This window comes from Nioella sediminis (genome assembly GCF_001879695.1).
In the GTDB taxonomy this organism is placed as follows: Bacteria; Pseudomonadota; Alphaproteobacteria; order Rhodobacterales; family Rhodobacteraceae; genus Nioella; species Nioella sediminis.
Genome location: NZ_MNBL01000164.1, coordinates 1 through 16,995, shown reverse-complemented (window position 1 = coordinate 16,995; position 16,995 = coordinate 1). Strand labels below are relative to the sequence as shown.

General features: G+C 62.1%; 15 protein-coding genes. 4 read left to right on the top strand and 11 right to left on the bottom strand.

Annotated elements, in window-relative coordinates:
• Positions 1 to 193: 193 nt before the first annotated feature.
• The 3 genes from BKY26_RS18195 to BKY26_RS18185 form a co-directional block, all read right to left on the bottom strand.
• Positions 194 to 1,474, bottom strand: coding sequence for a bifunctional folylpolyglutamate synthase/dihydrofolate synthase (locus BKY26_RS18195; protein ID WP_071691800.1), 1,281 nt, complete (start codon positions 1,472 to 1,474; stop codon positions 194 to 196).
• The gene (accD, locus tag BKY26_RS18190) at positions 1,467 to 2,411 is read right to left on the bottom strand and encodes an acetyl-CoA carboxylase, carboxyltransferase subunit beta (RefSeq protein ID WP_071691799.1); all 945 of its coding nucleotides are present in this window, start codon (positions 2,409 to 2,411) and stop codon (positions 1,467 to 1,469) included. Before accD ends, BKY26_RS18195 begins: the two co-directional genes overlap by 8 nt.
• Before the next feature lie 71 nt (positions 2,412 to 2,482).
• Positions 2,483 to 3,373 carry a CPBP family intramembrane glutamic endopeptidase gene (locus tag BKY26_RS18185; protein WP_071691798.1) on the bottom strand — a complete coding sequence of 297 codons (891 nt, stop codon included), beginning with the start codon at positions 3,371 to 3,373 and terminating at the stop codon, positions 2,483 to 2,485.
• A gap of 127 nt (positions 3,374 to 3,500) precedes the next feature.
• Here BKY26_RS18185 and ilvD point away from each other — a divergent pair, with 127 nt between their 5' ends.
• Genes ilvD through BKY26_RS18165 form a run of 4 tightly spaced genes read left to right on the top strand, consistent with a single transcriptional unit; the run spans position 3,501 to position 7,156 of the window.
• Positions 3,501 to 5,234, top strand: a complete 1,734-nt coding sequence (ilvD, locus tag BKY26_RS18180; RefSeq protein ID WP_071691797.1) for a dihydroxy-acid dehydratase — start codon at positions 3,501 to 3,503, stop codon at positions 5,232 to 5,234.
• On the top strand, positions 5,215 to 5,949 hold the full coding sequence (locus BKY26_RS18175; protein WP_131541940.1) for a hypothetical protein: 735 nt from the start codon (positions 5,215 to 5,217) through the stop codon (positions 5,947 to 5,949). The genes ilvD and BKY26_RS18175 overlap by 20 nt, the downstream gene beginning before the upstream one ends.
• A gap of 60 nt (positions 5,950 to 6,009) precedes the next feature.
• Entirely contained in the window at positions 6,010 to 6,765 is a 756-nt protein-coding gene (locus tag BKY26_RS18170) for a DUF6478 family protein (RefSeq protein ID WP_071691795.1), read from the top strand.
• A gap of 13 nt (positions 6,766 to 6,778) precedes the next feature.
• Complete coding sequence (locus tag BKY26_RS18165; RefSeq protein WP_071691794.1) at positions 6,779 to 7,156, top strand: hypothetical protein; 378 nt, start codon at positions 6,779 to 6,781, stop codon at positions 7,154 to 7,156.
• 109 nt (positions 7,157 to 7,265) lie between these two features.
• Here the strand turns inward: BKY26_RS18165 and BKY26_RS18160 are convergent, their stop codons facing one another.
• The 8 genes from BKY26_RS18160 to lspA all read right to left on the bottom strand — a co-directional run bounded on the left by BKY26_RS18160 (position 7,266) and on the right by lspA (position 16,959).
• A complete protein-coding gene (locus BKY26_RS18160) occupies positions 7,266 to 9,746 on the bottom strand; it encodes an FG-GAP-like repeat-containing protein (protein ID WP_158514365.1) in 2,481 nt (826 codons plus the stop codon).
• Positions 9,747 to 10,064: 318 nt separating this feature from the next.
• Positions 10,065 to 10,400, bottom strand: a complete 336-nt coding sequence (locus BKY26_RS18155) for a zinc ribbon domain-containing protein YjdM (RefSeq protein WP_071691792.1) — start codon at positions 10,398 to 10,400, stop codon at positions 10,065 to 10,067.
• 60 nt (positions 10,401 to 10,460) lie between these two features.
• Positions 10,461 to 11,774 (bottom strand): M16 family metallopeptidase, encoded by a 1,314-nt coding sequence (locus BKY26_RS18150; RefSeq protein WP_071691791.1) that lies wholly within the window; start codon positions 11,772 to 11,774, stop codon positions 10,461 to 10,463.
• A gap of 11 nt (positions 11,775 to 11,785) precedes the next feature.
• A complete protein-coding gene (locus BKY26_RS18145; RefSeq protein ID WP_071691790.1) occupies positions 11,786 to 13,114 on the bottom strand; it encodes a M16 family metallopeptidase in 1,329 nt (442 codons plus the stop codon).
• A gap of 192 nt (positions 13,115 to 13,306) precedes the next feature.
• Complete coding sequence (locus tag BKY26_RS18140; protein ID WP_071691789.1) at positions 13,307 to 14,257, bottom strand: Hint domain-containing protein; 951 nt, start codon at positions 14,255 to 14,257, stop codon at positions 13,307 to 13,309.
• A 234-nt stretch (positions 14,258 to 14,491) separates the two neighbouring features.
• Positions 14,492 to 15,646 (bottom strand): Hint domain-containing protein, encoded by a 1,155-nt coding sequence (locus BKY26_RS18135; RefSeq protein ID WP_071691788.1) that lies wholly within the window; start codon positions 15,644 to 15,646, stop codon positions 14,492 to 14,494.
• Between the two features lie 273 nt (positions 15,647 to 15,919).
• Entirely contained in the window at positions 15,920 to 16,444 is a 525-nt protein-coding gene (locus tag BKY26_RS18130) for a DUF3035 domain-containing protein (protein ID WP_071691787.1), read from the bottom strand.
• Between the two features lie 44 nt (positions 16,445 to 16,488).
• Positions 16,489 to 16,959, bottom strand: coding sequence for a signal peptidase II (gene lspA, locus BKY26_RS18125; RefSeq protein WP_071691786.1), 471 nt, complete (start codon positions 16,957 to 16,959; stop codon positions 16,489 to 16,491).
• Between the last annotated feature and the right edge of the window lie 36 nt (positions 16,960 to 16,995).

Sequence of the window (16,995 nt, the reverse complement as noted above, 5' to 3'; positions counted from 1 at the left end):
GTACAGACAAAAGCCGGTTTCGCCGCCTGCCGGCGTCGACCGGGGAGCGGCCCTCCTCAGGCCCCTTCGGGGCCCTCGTCGGGCCGCGTTGCCACGGATTCGTGGGTCGGGAGTCACGGGCATTTCGCCGTTGAGCGGGCTTCGGGAGCCTCCGGCGGAGGTATTTGGTGCCAAGATGAAAGGGCCGGGCGGATCAGCCGTGTGTCTGGAGCACCACGCCCGCGAGGTAGAGGGAGCCGCAGATGAGAACGCGGGAACCGGGGGCTTCTGACAGGATCGCGGACAGGGCGGATTGCACGTCCTTGGCGGTTTCGGCGCTCAGCCCGGCGGCGCGGGCCTTGGCGACGGTGTCTTCGGCCGAGAGAGTCGCGGCCTGTCCGGGGATCGAAACGGCGTGGAGGCTTTCAGCGACTCCGGCCAGCGGGCGCATGAAGCCGCCCACATCCTTCGTGTTCAGCATCCCGCAAATGAGATGTGTGGGTTTCACCGGCAGGCGCGAGAGCGATTCGACGATGGCCAGCGCGGCGGCGGGGTTGTGGCCGCCATCGAGCCAGAGGTCGCTGCCTGCGGCCTCGGCCATGTCAACGAGCGGACCGGATTTCAGCCGCTGCATCCGGGCGGGCCATTCGGCCTGGGTGACGGCGGCCTCGCAGGCCGCTTCGGCGAAGCCGAGATGGCGCAGGGCGGCAAGGACGGCGCCCGCGTTCATCACCTGATGGGCCCCGACGAGGTTGGGCAGCGGCAGGTCGAGCAGGCCGGTTTCATCCTGGAAGATCAGGCGGTCGCGTTCTTCCCACACATGCCAGTGCTGGCCATAGACCAGCAGGGGTGCGCCAAGCCGGGCGGCGCGGGCCTCGATGACCTCCAGCGCCTCATCCTGTTGCGGGCCGACCACGCAGGGCACGCCGCGCTTCATGATTCCGGCTTTCTCGGTCGCGATCTCTGCCAGGGTCTCGCCCAGATATTGCTGATGGTCGAGATCGACCGGCGTGATGATCGTCAGCCGGGGCTGGTCCACCACATTGGTGGCATCGAGCCGCCCGCCAAGCCCGGTTTCCAGCAGGGTCCAGTCGGCAGATACGCGCGTGAAGGCCAGAAGCGCGGCGGCGGTGGTGATCTCGAAATAGGTGATCGCGTCAGGGCCATTGGCGGCAAGGCATTCGTCGAGAATGTCGCTGAGGAGATCCTCGTCGATCAGATCGCCAGCCAGGCGGATACGTTCGTGAAACCGGGCCAGATGCGGCGAGGTATAGACATGGGCCGACTGGCCTGCCGCCTCGATCCCGGCACGCAGCATCGCCAACGTGGAGCCTTTGCCATTGGTGCCTGCCACGTGGATGACCGGGGGCAGTTTCGCCTCGGGATGGCCAAGCGCAGCCAGAAGCCGGTGCATACGGTCGAGCGTCAGGTCGATGATTTTCGGGTGCAGCGACATCATCCGGTCAAGGAGGATGTCGGAACGGGCCTCAGCCATTCTTGTCGGCAGCCTCTTCTTCGGACACCTCGGGCGCGGTCGTTTCAGCTTCCGGTTCGGGCGCGGGCAGGTCGCCCTTCACGGCAGGCGGCTGGCCGGTCAGCATGCGCAGGATGGTCACAAGCTCATCCTTCATGTTCTTGCGATGCGTCACCCGGTCCAGCATGCCGTGATCCAGCAGGTATTCGGACCGCTGGAAACCTTCGGGCAGGGTTTCGCGAATGGTCTGTTCGATCACGCGGGGACCGGCAAAGCAGATCAGCGCATTGGGTTCCGCGATCTGCACGTCACCAAGCATGGCATAGGAGGCCGTGACCCCGCCCGTGGTCGGGTGGGTCAGCACGACGATGTAAGGCAGGCCCGCCTCTTTCAGCATCTGCACGGCGACAGTGGTGCGCGGCATCTGCATCAGCGACAGGATGCCCTCCTGCATGCGGGCGCCCCCGGCGGCAGAGAACAGAACCAACGGCAGTTTGCGTTCCACCGCGCGTTCGGCTGCGGCGATAATTGCATTGCCCACATACATGCCCATGGACCCGCCCATGAAGGTGAAGTCCTGCGCGGCGGCGACGATACGGGTGCGGTCGATCTCGCCCTCTGCGACCAGCATTGCCTCGAACTCTCCGGTGCCCTTCTGGGCGGCTTTCATGCGGTCGGGGTATTTCTTCTGGTCGCGGAAATGCAGCGGATCGGGGACCGGGACGGGCACCTGCACCTCGGAAAACACGCCGCCGTCAAACAGCGCCTCGAACCGGGCGCGCGGGGTCAGCGGCATGTGGTGGTCACAACCGGTGCAGACATTCAGATTGTCCGACAGTTCCCGGTGAAACAGCATGGTGCCGCATTCGGGGCATTTGGACCAAAGATTTTCCGGCACCTCGCGGCGGGAAAAGAGCGAGTTGATCCGGGGGCGGACGTAATTGGTGATCCAGTTCATGAGTTGTCCGTTTCTGCGACCGTCCACGCCCAGATATGACGCGGGGACGGGAAATGCAATTGCAGCGTGGCCTAACGCCCGGTCTTTGCGAGGGCAAAGCGGATCGCGGCCCAGATCGCGATGGTGGTCGCCATGTCGCGCAGAAGCAGGGGAACCAGCGTTTCGGTGTCCTCAGGGCCGAAGGGCGTGACGTAGAGCGCAAGACCGGACAGCGTGCCGCTGAGCGAGACGACAAGGATCGCCACCACGTTATTGGCGAAGTGAAACCCCCAGGCGGCCCCGATATTGCCGGTGCGGGCGGTCAGATCGGCGGCGCAGAGACCGAAAAGCCCGGTCGCGGCCACCAAAAGCCAGGCGAGGAGCGGGCCGTTGGACAGATCCAGATGCGCGAGGCCGAAGAGGATCGAGGGCAGGCCCATCCAGACCAGCGGGGTGTTGAAGCGGGCGGCCAGTTGCTGTTGCAGGTATCCGCGAAAGAACAGCTCTTCCGCCCCGGTCTGGCCGAGGATGACCAGCAGCGACAGGGGCAGGAAGTTGAGCCACAGGGGCAGATCCAGCCCTGGCAAGGGGTCATAGCCGAAGGGGACAATGGCCGAGGCCGCAAGCACCGCCAGGCAGACCAGAGTGGCAATCACGAAATGCCGCCGCATCCGCCGCCAGGGGCCAAAGAGCGTCCAGGCGCTGCGGCGATGGATCAGGGGGGCCACGGCCATGACGCCGAAGGCCAGACCCCAAAGCGTGGCGATGACCAGCAGGGTCGAGGTGGGCGTATCGGCCCGCGTCATGCGGTCGATCCAGGCTTGCCCGCCTTCCACACCGGCAGTCAGGAAGACTGTGCCAAAGAGTGCAATGACCCATAGCACGCAGATCACGCAGGCCAGTACGAATCCAAGCATCAACCAGCCGATCTGAGGCCGTAGCTGCGCTGGCGCCACATAGGCGTTATGGGCTTTGTAATTCATTCGCTCGGGCCTGCCTGCCATTTCGCGAGACCATACCCTGACCATTTGCCAGCGGCAATCACGCTTGTGCGGGGGAGTCGCGCACTCTATTCCTGAAAGCAAGCGCTTTGGTAAGGGGAAGATCAGCATGACCACGGGTCCGAAAGACAAATCTCATCTGCCAAGCCGGCACACCACAATCGGACCCGCGCGCGCGCCGCATCGGTCGTTTCTCTATGCCATGGGGCTGAGCGAGGAGGAGGTGAACCAGCCTTTCGTTGGCGTCGCCACCTGCTGGAACGAGGCCGCGCCGTGTAACATCGCCCTGTCGCGTCAGGCGCAATCGGTGAAGATGGGCGTCAAGCACGCGGGCGGCACCCCACGCGAGTTCACCACAATTACCGTCACCGATGGCATTGCCATGGGCCATGAGGGGATGCGGGCATCGCTGGCCAGTCGGGACGCGATCACCGACACGGTGGAACTGACGATGCGCGGCCATTGCTATGACGCAATGGTCGGGCTTGCGGGCTGCGACAAGTCCCTGCCGGGAATGATGATGGCGATGGTGCGGCTGAACGTGCCGTCGGTGTTCATCTATGGCGGCTCGATCCTGCCGGGGCGTTACAAGGGCAAGGACGTGACGATTCAGGATGTGTTCGAGGCTGTTGGCCGTCATCAGGCGGGCGCGAATTCTGACGAGGAGTTGCGGGCGCTGGAAAAGATCGCATGCCCGTCATCCGGGGCCTGCGGCGGCCAGTTTACCGCCAACACCATGGCCTGCGTGTCAGAGGCGATTGGGCTGGCGCTGATGAATTCCTCGGGTGCGCCCGCGCCATATGAAAGCCGCGATGCCTATGGCACCGCCTCGGGCGATGCGGTGATGAAGCTGCTGGAAAAGAATATCCGCGCGCGGGATATCGTGACGCTGAAATCCTTGCAGAACGCGGCGCGGGTCGTGGCCTGTACCGGCGGCAGCACCAATGCCGGTCTGCACCTGCCCGCGATTGCCCATGAGGCGGGGATCGACTTCAACCTTCAGGACGTGTGCGAGATCTTCCATGACACGCCCTATTTCGTGAACCTCAAGCCAGGCGGCGAATATGTCGCCAAGGATCTCTATGAGGTGGGCGGCGTACCGGTTGTGATGAAGGAACTGCGCAAGGCCGGGCTGATCCATGAGGATTGCATGACCGCCAGCGGGCGCAGCATTGGCGAGGAACTGGACCTTATCGAACGCGAGGCCGATGGCAAGGTCATCCACCCGATTGAAACGCCGCTGACGGAAACCGGTGGTGTGGTCGGGTTGCAAGGCAACCTTGCCCCCGATGGGGCCATCGTGAAGGTCGCGGGGATGAGCGCGGAGGAACAGGTGTTCACCGGCCCCGCGCGGGTCTTCGAGTGTGAGGAAGACGCGTTCGAGGCGGTCAAGGCCCGGTCCTACAAGGAAGGCGACGTGATCGTCATCCGCAACGAAGGCCCCGCAGGCGGGCCGGGGATGCGGGAAATGCTGGCCACGACGGCGGCGCTTTCCGGTCAGGGCATGGGGAAATCCGTGGCGCTGATCACGGACGGGCGCTTTTCCGGCGCGACACGCGGCTTTTGCGTGGGGCATGTGGGGCCAGAGGCCGCGCATGGCGGGCCGATTGCCCTGTTGGAAGACGGCGACATGATCACCATCAACGCGGTGACCGGAGAACTGTCGGTTGCCCTGACGGATGAGGAGCTTGCCGCGCGCAAGGCCGCCTGGGCCGGACCGCGCGAAACCATCTATGCCTCGGGCGCGCTGTGGAAATACGCGCAGCTTGTGGGGTCGGCCAAATATGGCGCGGTGACCCACCCGGGCGGAAAAGAGGAACGGCATGTCTATATGGACCTCTAGGGCACTTGTCCTGACAGTGTTGCTGGTCGCTGCCTGCGGGCGGCTGGGTGGCGGACCGTCCGGGTCTCCGCCGGTGCGGGCCGTGTCCGTGACCTCTGACATGGTGACGGTGGCCGGGCCGGAAGGCTTCTGCGTCGATCCCGATTCCACCCGCGACAGTGGCGATACGGCCTTTGTCCTGATGGGCAATTGCGCGGTGATTTCAGACCGCCGCAGCGCTGGGCAGCCTGCGATTCCGGCGATCCTGACCGCGTCGCTGTCCGAGGCTGATGCAAGCCAGACCCTGCGCGACGCGATCCCGGATCTGAGCGCGTTCTTCGCATCCGAGGAAGGCCGCCAGTTGCTGAGCCGCGCGGGTGAGGCCGACACGGTCGAGGTTCTGGACAGTTTCCACCAGGGCGATGTGTTCTACCTGCGTGCCAGCGACAGCAGTGCCAGCGAGATCCAGAATGTCTCGGCCGATTACTGGCGGTCCTATCTGGATGTAGGCGACCGGATTGCGACGCTGACGGTTCTGGGCCGTGATGACAGCCCGGTTTCCTCTGACCGCGGGTTGCAGACATTGCGCGAATTCACCCGGGCGGTGCAGCTTGCAAACGAATCCGGGGCTGCCCCGGCTGCCCCAGTTGCCCCGGCAGCGGTCCCGGCCAGTCCCGCGCAGCCGCGCGGAACGCTCTGGAATGTCGGGCTGTTTCGGAGAATAATGGGCGGTTAAGGGATCAGGGGTTAAACCCTTGGCACATCGTGGAACGAGTGGGAGCGTTTGGCGGCTGACATGAGCGGTTTTCTGGAAAAACGGATGCTGAGAAAATCGGTCGAGCGCTGGGCGGCGCTGGCCGATCACGCCGGTGCCCTGCCAGCGCAGGAGGCGCAGGATCTGCAGCGCACCGCGCGCAGACTGCGCCGCAAGCTCGATCTGTTCGTGGCCTCCGCCGAAGCGGGCCTGATCCCGGATGGGCAATCCGAAATCCTGCGCCCCGATCAGTGCGACTGGGCCTGGCGGCCCGATCCCTGGACCGCCCCCCGCGTGCCCTCTGGCGTGGTGGAAGTGCCGTCCCCGCACAAGCTGACCGACAGCGTGACGCTGTTTCATGATTGCGCCCGGTCCGAGATCACCCTGCGCCAGACCCGCAACACCGATCCTTCCGTGTCCTCGGCCTTCGGGCTGCTGCTGGATGTCTACCGCTTTGACGGGTCTTTCCTGTCGCTGGTCCTGTCGCTGCCCGATGCGGCGATTTCCGGCATCACGCGCAACCATTATTTCAGTCTGCGCGCCCGCGTGATCCGCGAAAACCCGATCGAGATCTATGCGAGGCTGAACGTGCAGCACGGCCCCAATACCGAACAGATGGTGCGGCAGCTGGACCTGTCCGACGATGTGGGGTTGGCCGAGTTCGATCTGGCCTATTCCAACATCAATGAAAAGCGGGTGGAGAAAGCCTGGATCGACCTGATCTTTGACAATCCCGCGATGAATCAGGTGCTGCTGACCGACCTGACGCTGACCCGCGCGCCGCGCGCCGATTTGTGAAGGAACCCCGCGAATGTCCGAATCGAGCCTGGTCAAGACCCGCCTGAAAGCTGGCCGCTATGAGGGGCTGCTGAACGCCTCTTCCGCTGCGCCGGTGGTCGAGGCCGTCCATCATGACCGTGTCATCGGCCTGCCCGAGATCACCCCGATGGAAGGGCATCCGGGGCATTTCCTGCTTGGCTTCGACATCCCGGCCGAGGTTCTGTGTGACGGGGTACAGACCATCCAGCTTCGCAGTTCCGAGGATGGCGAAGTGCTGGATCGCATCACTATTCTGGCCGGCGAACCGCTGGAGGACGACATCCGCGCCGAGGTCGAATTCCTGCGAGAGGAGCTGGACCTGCTGAAACGAAGCTTCCGCCGCCACTGCGTGGAAACCGGGGCTGATTGAGCCTGCGGTCGGACCAGGGGGGAAGGTGTTTGCGGTTCGACCAAGGAGATGGACAGGGAATGAGCAAGACATGCTTCCGAATCGCTTTCGTCCCGAGTCAAAGCGCATGTCAGAACACGAACTCATCCACGAACTGCCCTTCGACGTCCCATTCCAGCCCGGCCTGGCCGATGGTCTGCCAGTTGGGGCCGCCATCCATGTCATACATACCGACCGTGCCGGTATTGACGTTCCGCCACAGGATATCGTCGGTGCCATCGCCGTTGTAATCGCCGGTCCCGACGATATCCCAGTCGAAGCTGGCTTGCCCAAGGCCCTGCCAGGTCGGCGTGCCCGAGCCCATGGCGTAGTAGCCCACAGCACCCGAGCTCTCGTGCCGCCACAGCAGGTCATCCGTCCCATCGCCATCGAGATCGCCGGTCCCCACCAGCCGCCAGTCGTTGGAGACATTGGCAACGACGCTCCAGGTGGGCGTGCCCGCGCCGGACATCTCGAACTGGCCGACCTGCCCGGTTGTGGAGTTCCGCCAGATGATGTCGTCGATCCCGTCGCCGGTGATGTCGCCGGTGGCCACGATCTCCCACGGGGCCGAGGAGCCGCCGATCGTCTGCCAGGTCGCCGTGCCGCCCGACATGGCGAACATGCCCACGCCGCCATTGCTGCTGTTCTGCCACAGGATATCGTCGGTGCCATCGCCGTTGAAATCGCCGACGCCCACGATGCCCCATGCGGAACTGGCCTGCCCCAGGGCATTCCAGACCGGGATGCCCGAGCTTATGGTGGAGAACCCGATGCCGCCGGAGCTGTCATTGCGCCAAAGAATGTCGTCGGTCCCATCCCCGTCGAAATCGCCAAGACCCGCTATTTGCCAGGCGGTGCTTTCGCCGCCCAGAACGCTCCACGTTGTCGTGCCGCCCGCCATGTCGAACATGCCGTACTGGCCCGTCGTCACGTTCCGCCACAAGATATCGGAGGTGCCATCGCCCGTGAGGTCGCTTGTAGCATCGTTGGCGGTCACACCCAGGATCCGTCCATTCAGGGCGGAGGTGCTGGTAAGGCCGTTGAATGTCAGGGAATTCCCGGAGCCGAAATTCAGAACGAGATTGCCATCCAGGAACACGGCATTCGACATCAATGCATTGAAGCTACCTGACCAAAGAGTCGCGTCGATATCGACCAGATCACCGGAAAAATCGGTGATCACGTCAGCGCCGCCGGTATAGGCGAAGGTGTCAACGTTCGCGCCGCCGGTAAGCGTGTCATTGCCAGCGCCGCCAGACAGGTAGTTCTGGGCCGCATTACCGATGATGGTGTCGTTCCCGGACCCGGCGATATAGTTCTCGATGATCGTGTTGTGCGCCACGACAACGTTCCCGGTCAGCCCGAAGACATTCCAGATTCCCAGGCTGTTCAGGTCTACAAGCTGGTTCGTGGTGTCGATGCTGAGATTGACCGTGTCGATGCCGCTGTGATCGTAGAGCGTGAAGGCAATGGGGCCATTGTCATAGCGATTGTTCGTGTCATGCCCCGCAGTCACGATATCGAAGAGGTCGCCAAGATAGCCGCCTATGGTTTGGCCCACGCCATATGTCGTATCGCCTGCGGTGGGTGAAGAGGCATCCGGTGCTCCGTAGAGGTTCTGGATTGCGACGATATCTGCCGCCATCGCAGTCACCTGAAGGGCATAGCTTGCATCCACATCCGTGTTTTCGGTCTGAGAGAAATAGGACATGACCGACAACTGATAGCTGTCATTGCTGAAGGCTGCGTCGAAGGGATAACTGGCCGAACCGTTATAGGGCCCTTGATGGCCGAGTCCGAGCGCATGTCCGATTTCATGGATATAGGTGGAGAAGCTGTAGTCGTCATAGCCGGCGCCATAGGTGTCGAGCCACGTGCTGGAAATATTGACGGTGGCGGAAGTCGTGTAGGGGCCGAGAGAGGAATAGGAGGCAAAGGCGCCGCTCTGAGTGTCGGTGAAGGTGATCTGTTCACCGCTTGTAACCTCACGGAACGTGATGTCGGCCACGGCGGTCCACGCTTCCATGGCGGCGCGGGCCAGAAACTGGCCCCGGTCATCCAATGCGGTGATGTTGACCGTGATCTCGTTGCTGCTGGACGTGTCGAAGACATGGCGGGTTCCACCGACCGAGCTCCAGTACCCGTCTGTCAGGAATGCGGCCAGTTCATCAAGGCTGCCTTCGGTGATGCTGTTGGTATAGGGCTCGACGGTGATCTGATAGGTGCCGGTGGCGCTGTCGTTCCAGGCACGCGCACTCAGATAGTAGGTCCCGTCGCTTGTCGGGGTGAAAACGAGGCGGGAATCACGGTTTGCCCCGCCATCGTCGTTCTCTGCGATCTGCGATCCGGTTTCCGAATAGACACGCAGGTAGGAGTCGGACAATGTGCCTGTGCCCGCCCCGTCCGCCAGAATCCGGATCTCGTATGCTGTGCCTGCCGACAGGCTGATGGCGACCCAATCGGCATCGCCAAGGGAATCGATAGTGCCGGAAAAGCTGTCACCGACAGACATGACATTCGTCGTCGAAACGGAGGCCGGCGCCGACGGGATTTCCGGGACTTCTGCCATCTCGTTGGTCAGGGCCGTGTAGACGCAGTCAGGATCATACGGGCGGACAGCAACACAGATTGTGCACATTTGGAATCACTCGATTGGGTAGATTATGGCTTATGGCTTGGGCGGACAGGGTGACGTCCAATTATGGCATCCATTGGACGTGTTTCTGACGCTTTTACTGCTGTTCCTGCAAAACCCGATGAATTCACCGGTCCGGGCGGTTCCCCGTGCGCGCCAAAGCTGCGCCCCTGCGCTGTCATGGGCAGTTGGAATAGGCTGGCACGATCCGGATGCATGAAGAAACCGCCTGCATTGCGCCGCCGGGGCTGCCTAGTCCGCAACCCGCTTGACGAATTGTGACTTCAGCCCGATCTGGCCCACGCCGGGGATCTTGCAGTCGATGTCGTGATCGCCGTCCACCAGCCGGATGTTGCGCACCTTTGTGCCGACCTTGACCACCGTGGACGTGCCCTTGAGCTTGAGATCCTTGATCACGGTCACGGTGTCCCCATCCGCCAGCGGATTGCCGACGCTGTCTCGGATGATCTCCTGTTCCGCTTCACCAGCGGCCCATTCATGGCCGCATTCCGGGCAGTTGAGCAACGCATCCACCTGGTAAGTATAGGCAGAGGAACAGGCGGGGCACGGCGGCAGGGTGTCAGTCATGGCCTGCCTATAGCCGTGGCGATCGGGGCGGGGAAGCGCACTTGCCGTCGCGGCCTATGGTCAATTCCCGGTCTCAAGCCCCTCTGGTTGCCCGACCACCACCACATGCAGCCCCTCCGGGTCCATCAGGCGGGCGGCGGTGCGGGAAATATCCTCCAGCGTCACGGCCATGACCTGTTCGTTCCGGGTGTTGATGTAATCAATGGGCATCTCGTCGATCTGCATGCCTGACAGGATGCCCGCAATCGTTGCATTGCCGGTGAATCTCAGGGGATAGGCGCCGGTCAGATAGGTCTGGGCGGCCTCCAGTTCCTCTGCCGTGACCCCATTGGCGGCAACATCGGCCCATTGATCATGCAGCACGTCGATGGCCTCGGCCACCAGATCGTTGGAGGAGGAGAACTGCCCCAGCATCATCGGGCCGTGATCGAACAGCACGAGGAAGGTGGAAATGCCGTAGGTCAGGCCGCGTTCCACCCGCACCTCCTGCATCAGGCGGGACCGGAAATTGCCGCCGCCAAGAATCTGGTTCAGCACATAGGCGGCGAAGAAATCCGGGTCATGCCGTTCGATCCCGGCATGGCCGAAAAAGGCCGTGGATTGCGGCGTCGGGTAGTCGATGACGGTGATGCCGCCGGTCAGATTGTAGGGCGCATCACCGGGCATCTCGGCTCCGGTTGCGGGCAGGTCGCCAAGCAGGCGGTCCAGCAACAGGCCCAGTTCCTCTGGCGTGATGTCGCCCGACACGCCGACATGCACCCGGTCGCGGGCCAGCGCGCCCCGGTGGGCGGCAATCAGATCGTCGCGGGTCAGGGCCTGAACGCTTTCGGCCGTTCCCTCATGGTCAGACCCATAGGGATGATCCCCGAAAGTCTGGGCATAGAGTTCAGAGGACGCGAGGTCCGACGGGTCGTTCTGATTGCTGTCGATGATCGACAGAACCTGTGTGCGAACACGGTCGATGGCGGATTGTTCGAAACTGGGGTCCACCAGCGCCGCGCGCAGCAGATCAACGGCTTCGTCCCGGTTCTGGGTCAGCATACGGGCGGTGATGTTGATCGAGTCCCGGTAGGAATCGAAACCGAAATAAGCCGCCAGCGCCTCGGACCGGGCCGCGAACTCGGCATTGTCCATATCGGCGGCGCCTTCTTCCAGCAGGCCGGTCATCAGATAGGTTGCCCCCCGCGCGCCGGGCGCGTCGAGCGAGGTGCCGCCTTCGAACAGGATGTCGATTGCGACGAAGGGAATGGAATGATCCTCGACCAGCCAGGCCGTAAGGCCACCGGGCGAGGTGACCTCCTGAATATCGACCTGAGCGCGGGCGGGCAGGGTGGCGGCGAGTGTGAGGGCGACGAAGGCAAGAATGCGGAACATGGGCTGTCTCCTCACAGGCCGGGGGCGGTCAGGTAACCGGTGACCGAGGTGGTTTCCGTGAAGATCATCCTTGCGGCCTCCATCACTTCTTCGGGCGTGATCGAGGCGATGACATCGGGCCAGTCCTGAATGTCCTGAACGGTCAGGCCAGAGGTCAGGCCAACACCGTACATGCGCGCCAGATCGCCCACATCGTCCTGCGCATAGATCATCTCGGCTTCCCACTGGAACTGGATACGGGCGAACTGTTCGGGGTCGATCCCGTCTTCGAGGAACTGGGCGATGACGCGATCCAGATCGGCTTCGGCCTCTTCCAGCGACACGCCGGGCACTGGCACGTTGAACACCGAAAAGACCGTGTCATCCAGATTGGTGCCGGAATAGCTGGCAGCGGCATAAAGCGACCGGGCCTCCTCTACCTGCAAGACACGGGGCAGCACGGCGGTGGCACCGGACCCTGCCAGCACGTTGGACAAGAGCGTCAGGGCGGCGGCCATGCGCTGATCGCCGGGGTCGCGTTCGGGCGCGATGTAGCTGCGCACCACGTAAGGGTCGGACACGCGCGGGTCTTCGTAATAGACGCGGCGGTCGGCGATCTGAGGCGGGTCATGGGGGCGTTCGCGCGGTTCCACACCCGATGGCTCCAGCGGGCCGTAATGTTCCTCGGCCAGCGCGCGCACCTCTTCTGGCGTGACGTCGCCCGCCACGATCAGGATCGCGTTATCGGGGGAATAGTAGTCGTGATAGAAGGAAAACACGTCCTCGCGGCCAAGGCTCTCGATCTCGTGCCGCCAGCCGCCGATGGGGATGCGATAGGGATGCGCGAGATAGAGCGACGCCCGCATCTGTTCATTGAAAAGCGCGCCCGCACTGGAATCGGTGCGCTGTGCGCGTTCCTCAAGGATCACGCTGCGTTCGGTGGTGATATCCTCGTCCGTCAGCAGCAGGTTGCGCATCCGGTCGGCTTCCATCTGCATCATCAGCCCGAGCCGGTCAGAGGCGACGCGCTGATAATAGCCGGTATAATCCCAACTGGTGAAGGCATTGTCGGACCCGCCATTGGCCTCGACAATGTCGGAAAACTCGCCGCTTTCCAGCGTCTCGGTGGCCTTGAACATCAGGTGTTCGAGGAAATGCGCAATGCCGGAGCGGCCCGGCGGCTCATCCGCTGCGCCCACGCGATACCACAACATATGGACCACGACCGGCGCGCGATGGTCTTCGATGACGACGGCATGCAGCCCGTTGTCGAGGGTGAATTCCGAGACCTCTGTGGCCTGTGCCCCGGACGGGAGAAACGGCATAAGGGCCATGCACGCGGCCAGCATGTATCGGAACATTCAGAAACCTCTTCGGCAGATAAAAGCGATCGAGCCCCACAAGAGATACGGGGTTTCGCCGCAGCATCAAGCGTGGTGACGGGGATGTGAGCGATGAAGGGCGTGTCCCGGCACTCCTGCCTGGGGGCAGAGCAAGAAAAATGGCGCAGACCGGTTGGGTCTGCGCCGGATGCAGGGAAAGCGGGCAGAGGGTCAGGCCACCTGACGTTTGGCGAGCCTGTTTGCAATGTGGGCGGGAACCTGCCTTGCGCTCATCGCGCGGGGATAGGGCAACTCCTCCATCTCGGGCACGTCGCCGTAAAGCGTTTCGAACTCGGCATAATTGTCGAAGACCCGGCGGGAGACGTTGTCGATGAAGGTCTCGGCGGGGGCACCGTTTGCGAGGATGATCTCGTGTTCCTCGGTCTCGATATGGTAGACGGTATAGCTTTCGCCCATTTCCGAGACCGGAACGCGGGTGATCGTGCTGCCGTTGACCAATGCGCCAGCGTGGCAAATGACCCTATCCACCAGCATCCCGTGGTCGGCGGTGACGGTTAGATTTGTGTGGGGCAGGCCTTCTCCCAAAGACCCGGCAGCAAACCGCACCGGCATCAGGCGCTCGGCAGGACCGAAGCGGGTGGAAACGGTTTGCCGACCGATCCATTTGACCTGCACCTCACCACCTTCGGCAGTCAGGACCACATCCCCACTCTTTAGATTTTCCACCGCGACCTGACCCTTGGGTGACGCGATGTTCGTTCCCGCGAGGAAGCAGATCGGCGTGACGGTCGAGGCGATATCGTCCGTAGAGTCACCGGCAGTATAATTGCCATCGAAGTCCACCGCCGGCGGGAAATCCGCATGGGCGACCCCTGCTTCTGAAGAGCCGAGCAACTGGCCAAATTCATCCTCGAACACGAGGAATTCACGACCGTTATAGGTGACCGTTCCCAGATAGGTTGCGCCTGAACCGGAATAATCGGGATCAAGCACTTCACCGGGTGAGAGATTATTATCGACCGCTGCATCTTCGGTGTAGCTGGCAGGCGTATATCCGGGATTGTTGCCTGACAGCGCCTGCCTGTTCCAGAATTGGTTTCCGGTGGGAATGTCGGTACTTTCACTGTAGTAGCACCATGAATTGATTGTATAAGTTCCCATCTGTCTATCTCTCTATGGCTTGCGGGCAAGGCCATCAAATTGTGGATCTTTCCCGGATTTTGCGGAGCGCTTGCATAACGGGACCTATCAGATGCCACGCGCGCTGCTTTTTTCTCTGATGCAGTCTTGTCGACGATACTTGCAGTATCGCGAGTCTGCCCAGTGTTTGTGGCGTTGCCAGATAGACCCTCCAGAGGGGCCTAAGTAGCGAAGCCCTGCAACCTTGCCTTGCAATCAGACTGCGATCAAGCACGAAAGCTTCTTGCGCAAGCGCTCTGGCACCTGCCTTGCACTCATCGCACGCGGAAAGGGCAACTCCTCCATCTCGGGCACGTCGCCGTAAAGCGTTTCGAACTCGGCATAGTTGTCGAAGACCCGGCGGGAGACGTTGTCGATGAAGGTTTCGGCGGGGGCGCCGTTGGCGAGGATGATCTCGTGTTCCTCGGTTTCGATATGGTAGACGGTATAGGTCTGTCCCATCTCGGAGAGCGGCACGTGGGTGATCGTCGTATCGTTCACAAGCGCCCCGGCGTGGCAAATGACCCCATCCACAAGCATTCCATGATCGGCGGTGACGGTAAGGTCGGTGTGCGGCAGGCCGTTACCAAGTGCGCCCGCGCTGATCCGCACCGGCATCAGACGCTCGGCGGGGCCGAAGGAGGTAATAACGGTTTGGCGCCCGATCCATTTCACGGAAGCCGGCGCGCCTTCTGCCGTGATCACGGTGTCTCCGATGGACAATGTTTCGACAGCCACATCTCCCGTGTCCGTCAGAATCAGTGTTCCTTCCAGGAAGCAGGTGACACTGATTGTTGAAGAGCCGAAAGTCGTGTTCTGTGTCCAGTTGCTCGGGTCATTCAAACGCGCTGCCCAGGTCGCGGGATCCGTCAGCGATGTCGGTCCCGTGTAGGACGCCAGATGTGCCCCTGTATTGGCGGCAATTGCGTTTGTGCCCTCGGTAAGCCCGGAGCCGAGTTCGGTGTTGATCGTGCTATTGCCAATGAGATTAATTGAGAATGCCGATTGTGAGTGGAACTGAGCGATTGGGCTTCCGCCGCTCTGAGCCAGGATCTGATCGTCTGAGCCGGTCCCGATGTCGAAAACTCCATTTTCTACGAGACTTCCTTGAGAGGCGCTCCACCCGCCGGACCCGCTGGGCGTGGAGAACTCGATAACCGTTCCGGCCGCGATGGTGCCGCCGGTATCGTTTGTCCAGTTCAGCACGCCCTCCAATGTGCTAAAGCCGCCATTGTTGACCCCGTTGTCAGTGAAGCTTATCGACTCGCCAGCTGATACATCCTGCAAAACGACAATCTTGAAGTTTTGATCGGTGAAGCTTGACGTCATCGAGACTTCAACAAACCCAATATCCCCGGCGTTTAGTGGCATTTCTTTTTCCCCCAATGATCACTCGGTAGCGGCTTCTTTCGCAGGCGCTCCGGTCGGTCGTCACAATGCGCGAGAGGGTAGTTTGAAACGTTTGGCCAGCAAAGGTTTTTTTGCTGATGGTGACCAGTTCAAGTAACCGGGTGCCTAAAAAGCTGACCTGCGAAGGACTTCGCCATTGCAGCTGCTCGGTCAAAAAAAGACGAACTCAGAGTAATGAGTGGCATCAGTCTGCTGCTCACATCACACTTCAAGAAAGCCAGATCTCACTGGGACTCAGTCTTCGATATTGCCGATTTCCTCGGGCGGGGCGGCCGGGGTGCGGATGCCGGCGGCGCGCATGCGTTCCAGTTCCGCGTAGCGGTCAAGCGACATTTCTCGATAGGCGCGGTGATAGACGTTCACGGCGGCGATGCGTTCCAGAATGCGCCCGTCATTGCGGCGGCGGAATTCCAGATCCTCGGCGGCCAGCGTATCGCGGATATCGCGCCCTACGCCGAAGCGGGTGACATAGCTGATCATGCCCTGACTGCCAGCCCCGGCGCGGTCGATATTGCCACCAAGCGCGGCGGCGACATCGGCCTCTGGGTCGGGATCGGCGCGGTTGATGCCACCGGGGGACGGGGCAGGCAGGCTTTGCAGATCGTCCGGCACTTGCAGAGGCCGCGTCGGAAGGATGCCGAATTCATCGGGGCCTTCGCCGTCCGCGCGCAGGTTCAACAGGCGCGGGTCGTTTCGACCACATGCCGCAAGTGCCAAAAGCACCAGTCCCAAGCCGATTGCCGTGCGAAGCCTGCTCATTCAGTCTCTCCTCTCGGACGGTTTAGCGCATGTTTTCGCCGCCGTCACGGGGTCATATTCTTCGTATCGGCAAAGATCAGCAAGCCAAAGGCGCCGACGAAGACGCCGATATCGGCAATGTTGAACGCATACGGGTTCTGGAAGCCACAACAGGAGGTGTTCAGGAAGTCCGCAACCGCGCCATAGATGACCCTGTCGAAGGCGTTTGCAATGGCCCCGCCGACAATCGCGCCGGCCGACAGCATCGAGATGCGCTTCTGCATCCGGCGCGACCACCAGAGGATCCAGGCCGAAATGACGAAGGCCAGGGCAACCAGCAGCCAGCGGGTGGCATTGGCGTCATTGGCCAGCAGGCCGAAATTGATGCCTGTGTTCCAGCCCATGTGAAAGTTCAGATAGGGCGGCAGGATTTCCATGTGACCGACGGTCAGCAGATCCATCCGGTACAGGACATACCACTTACTGATCTGGTCGAGCGCAAACCAGAAAAGCGCGGAGAGGAGGGTGAGGCGCATCTGCCAACGTCCTTGCTGTCTTGCGGGGCCGGGTTT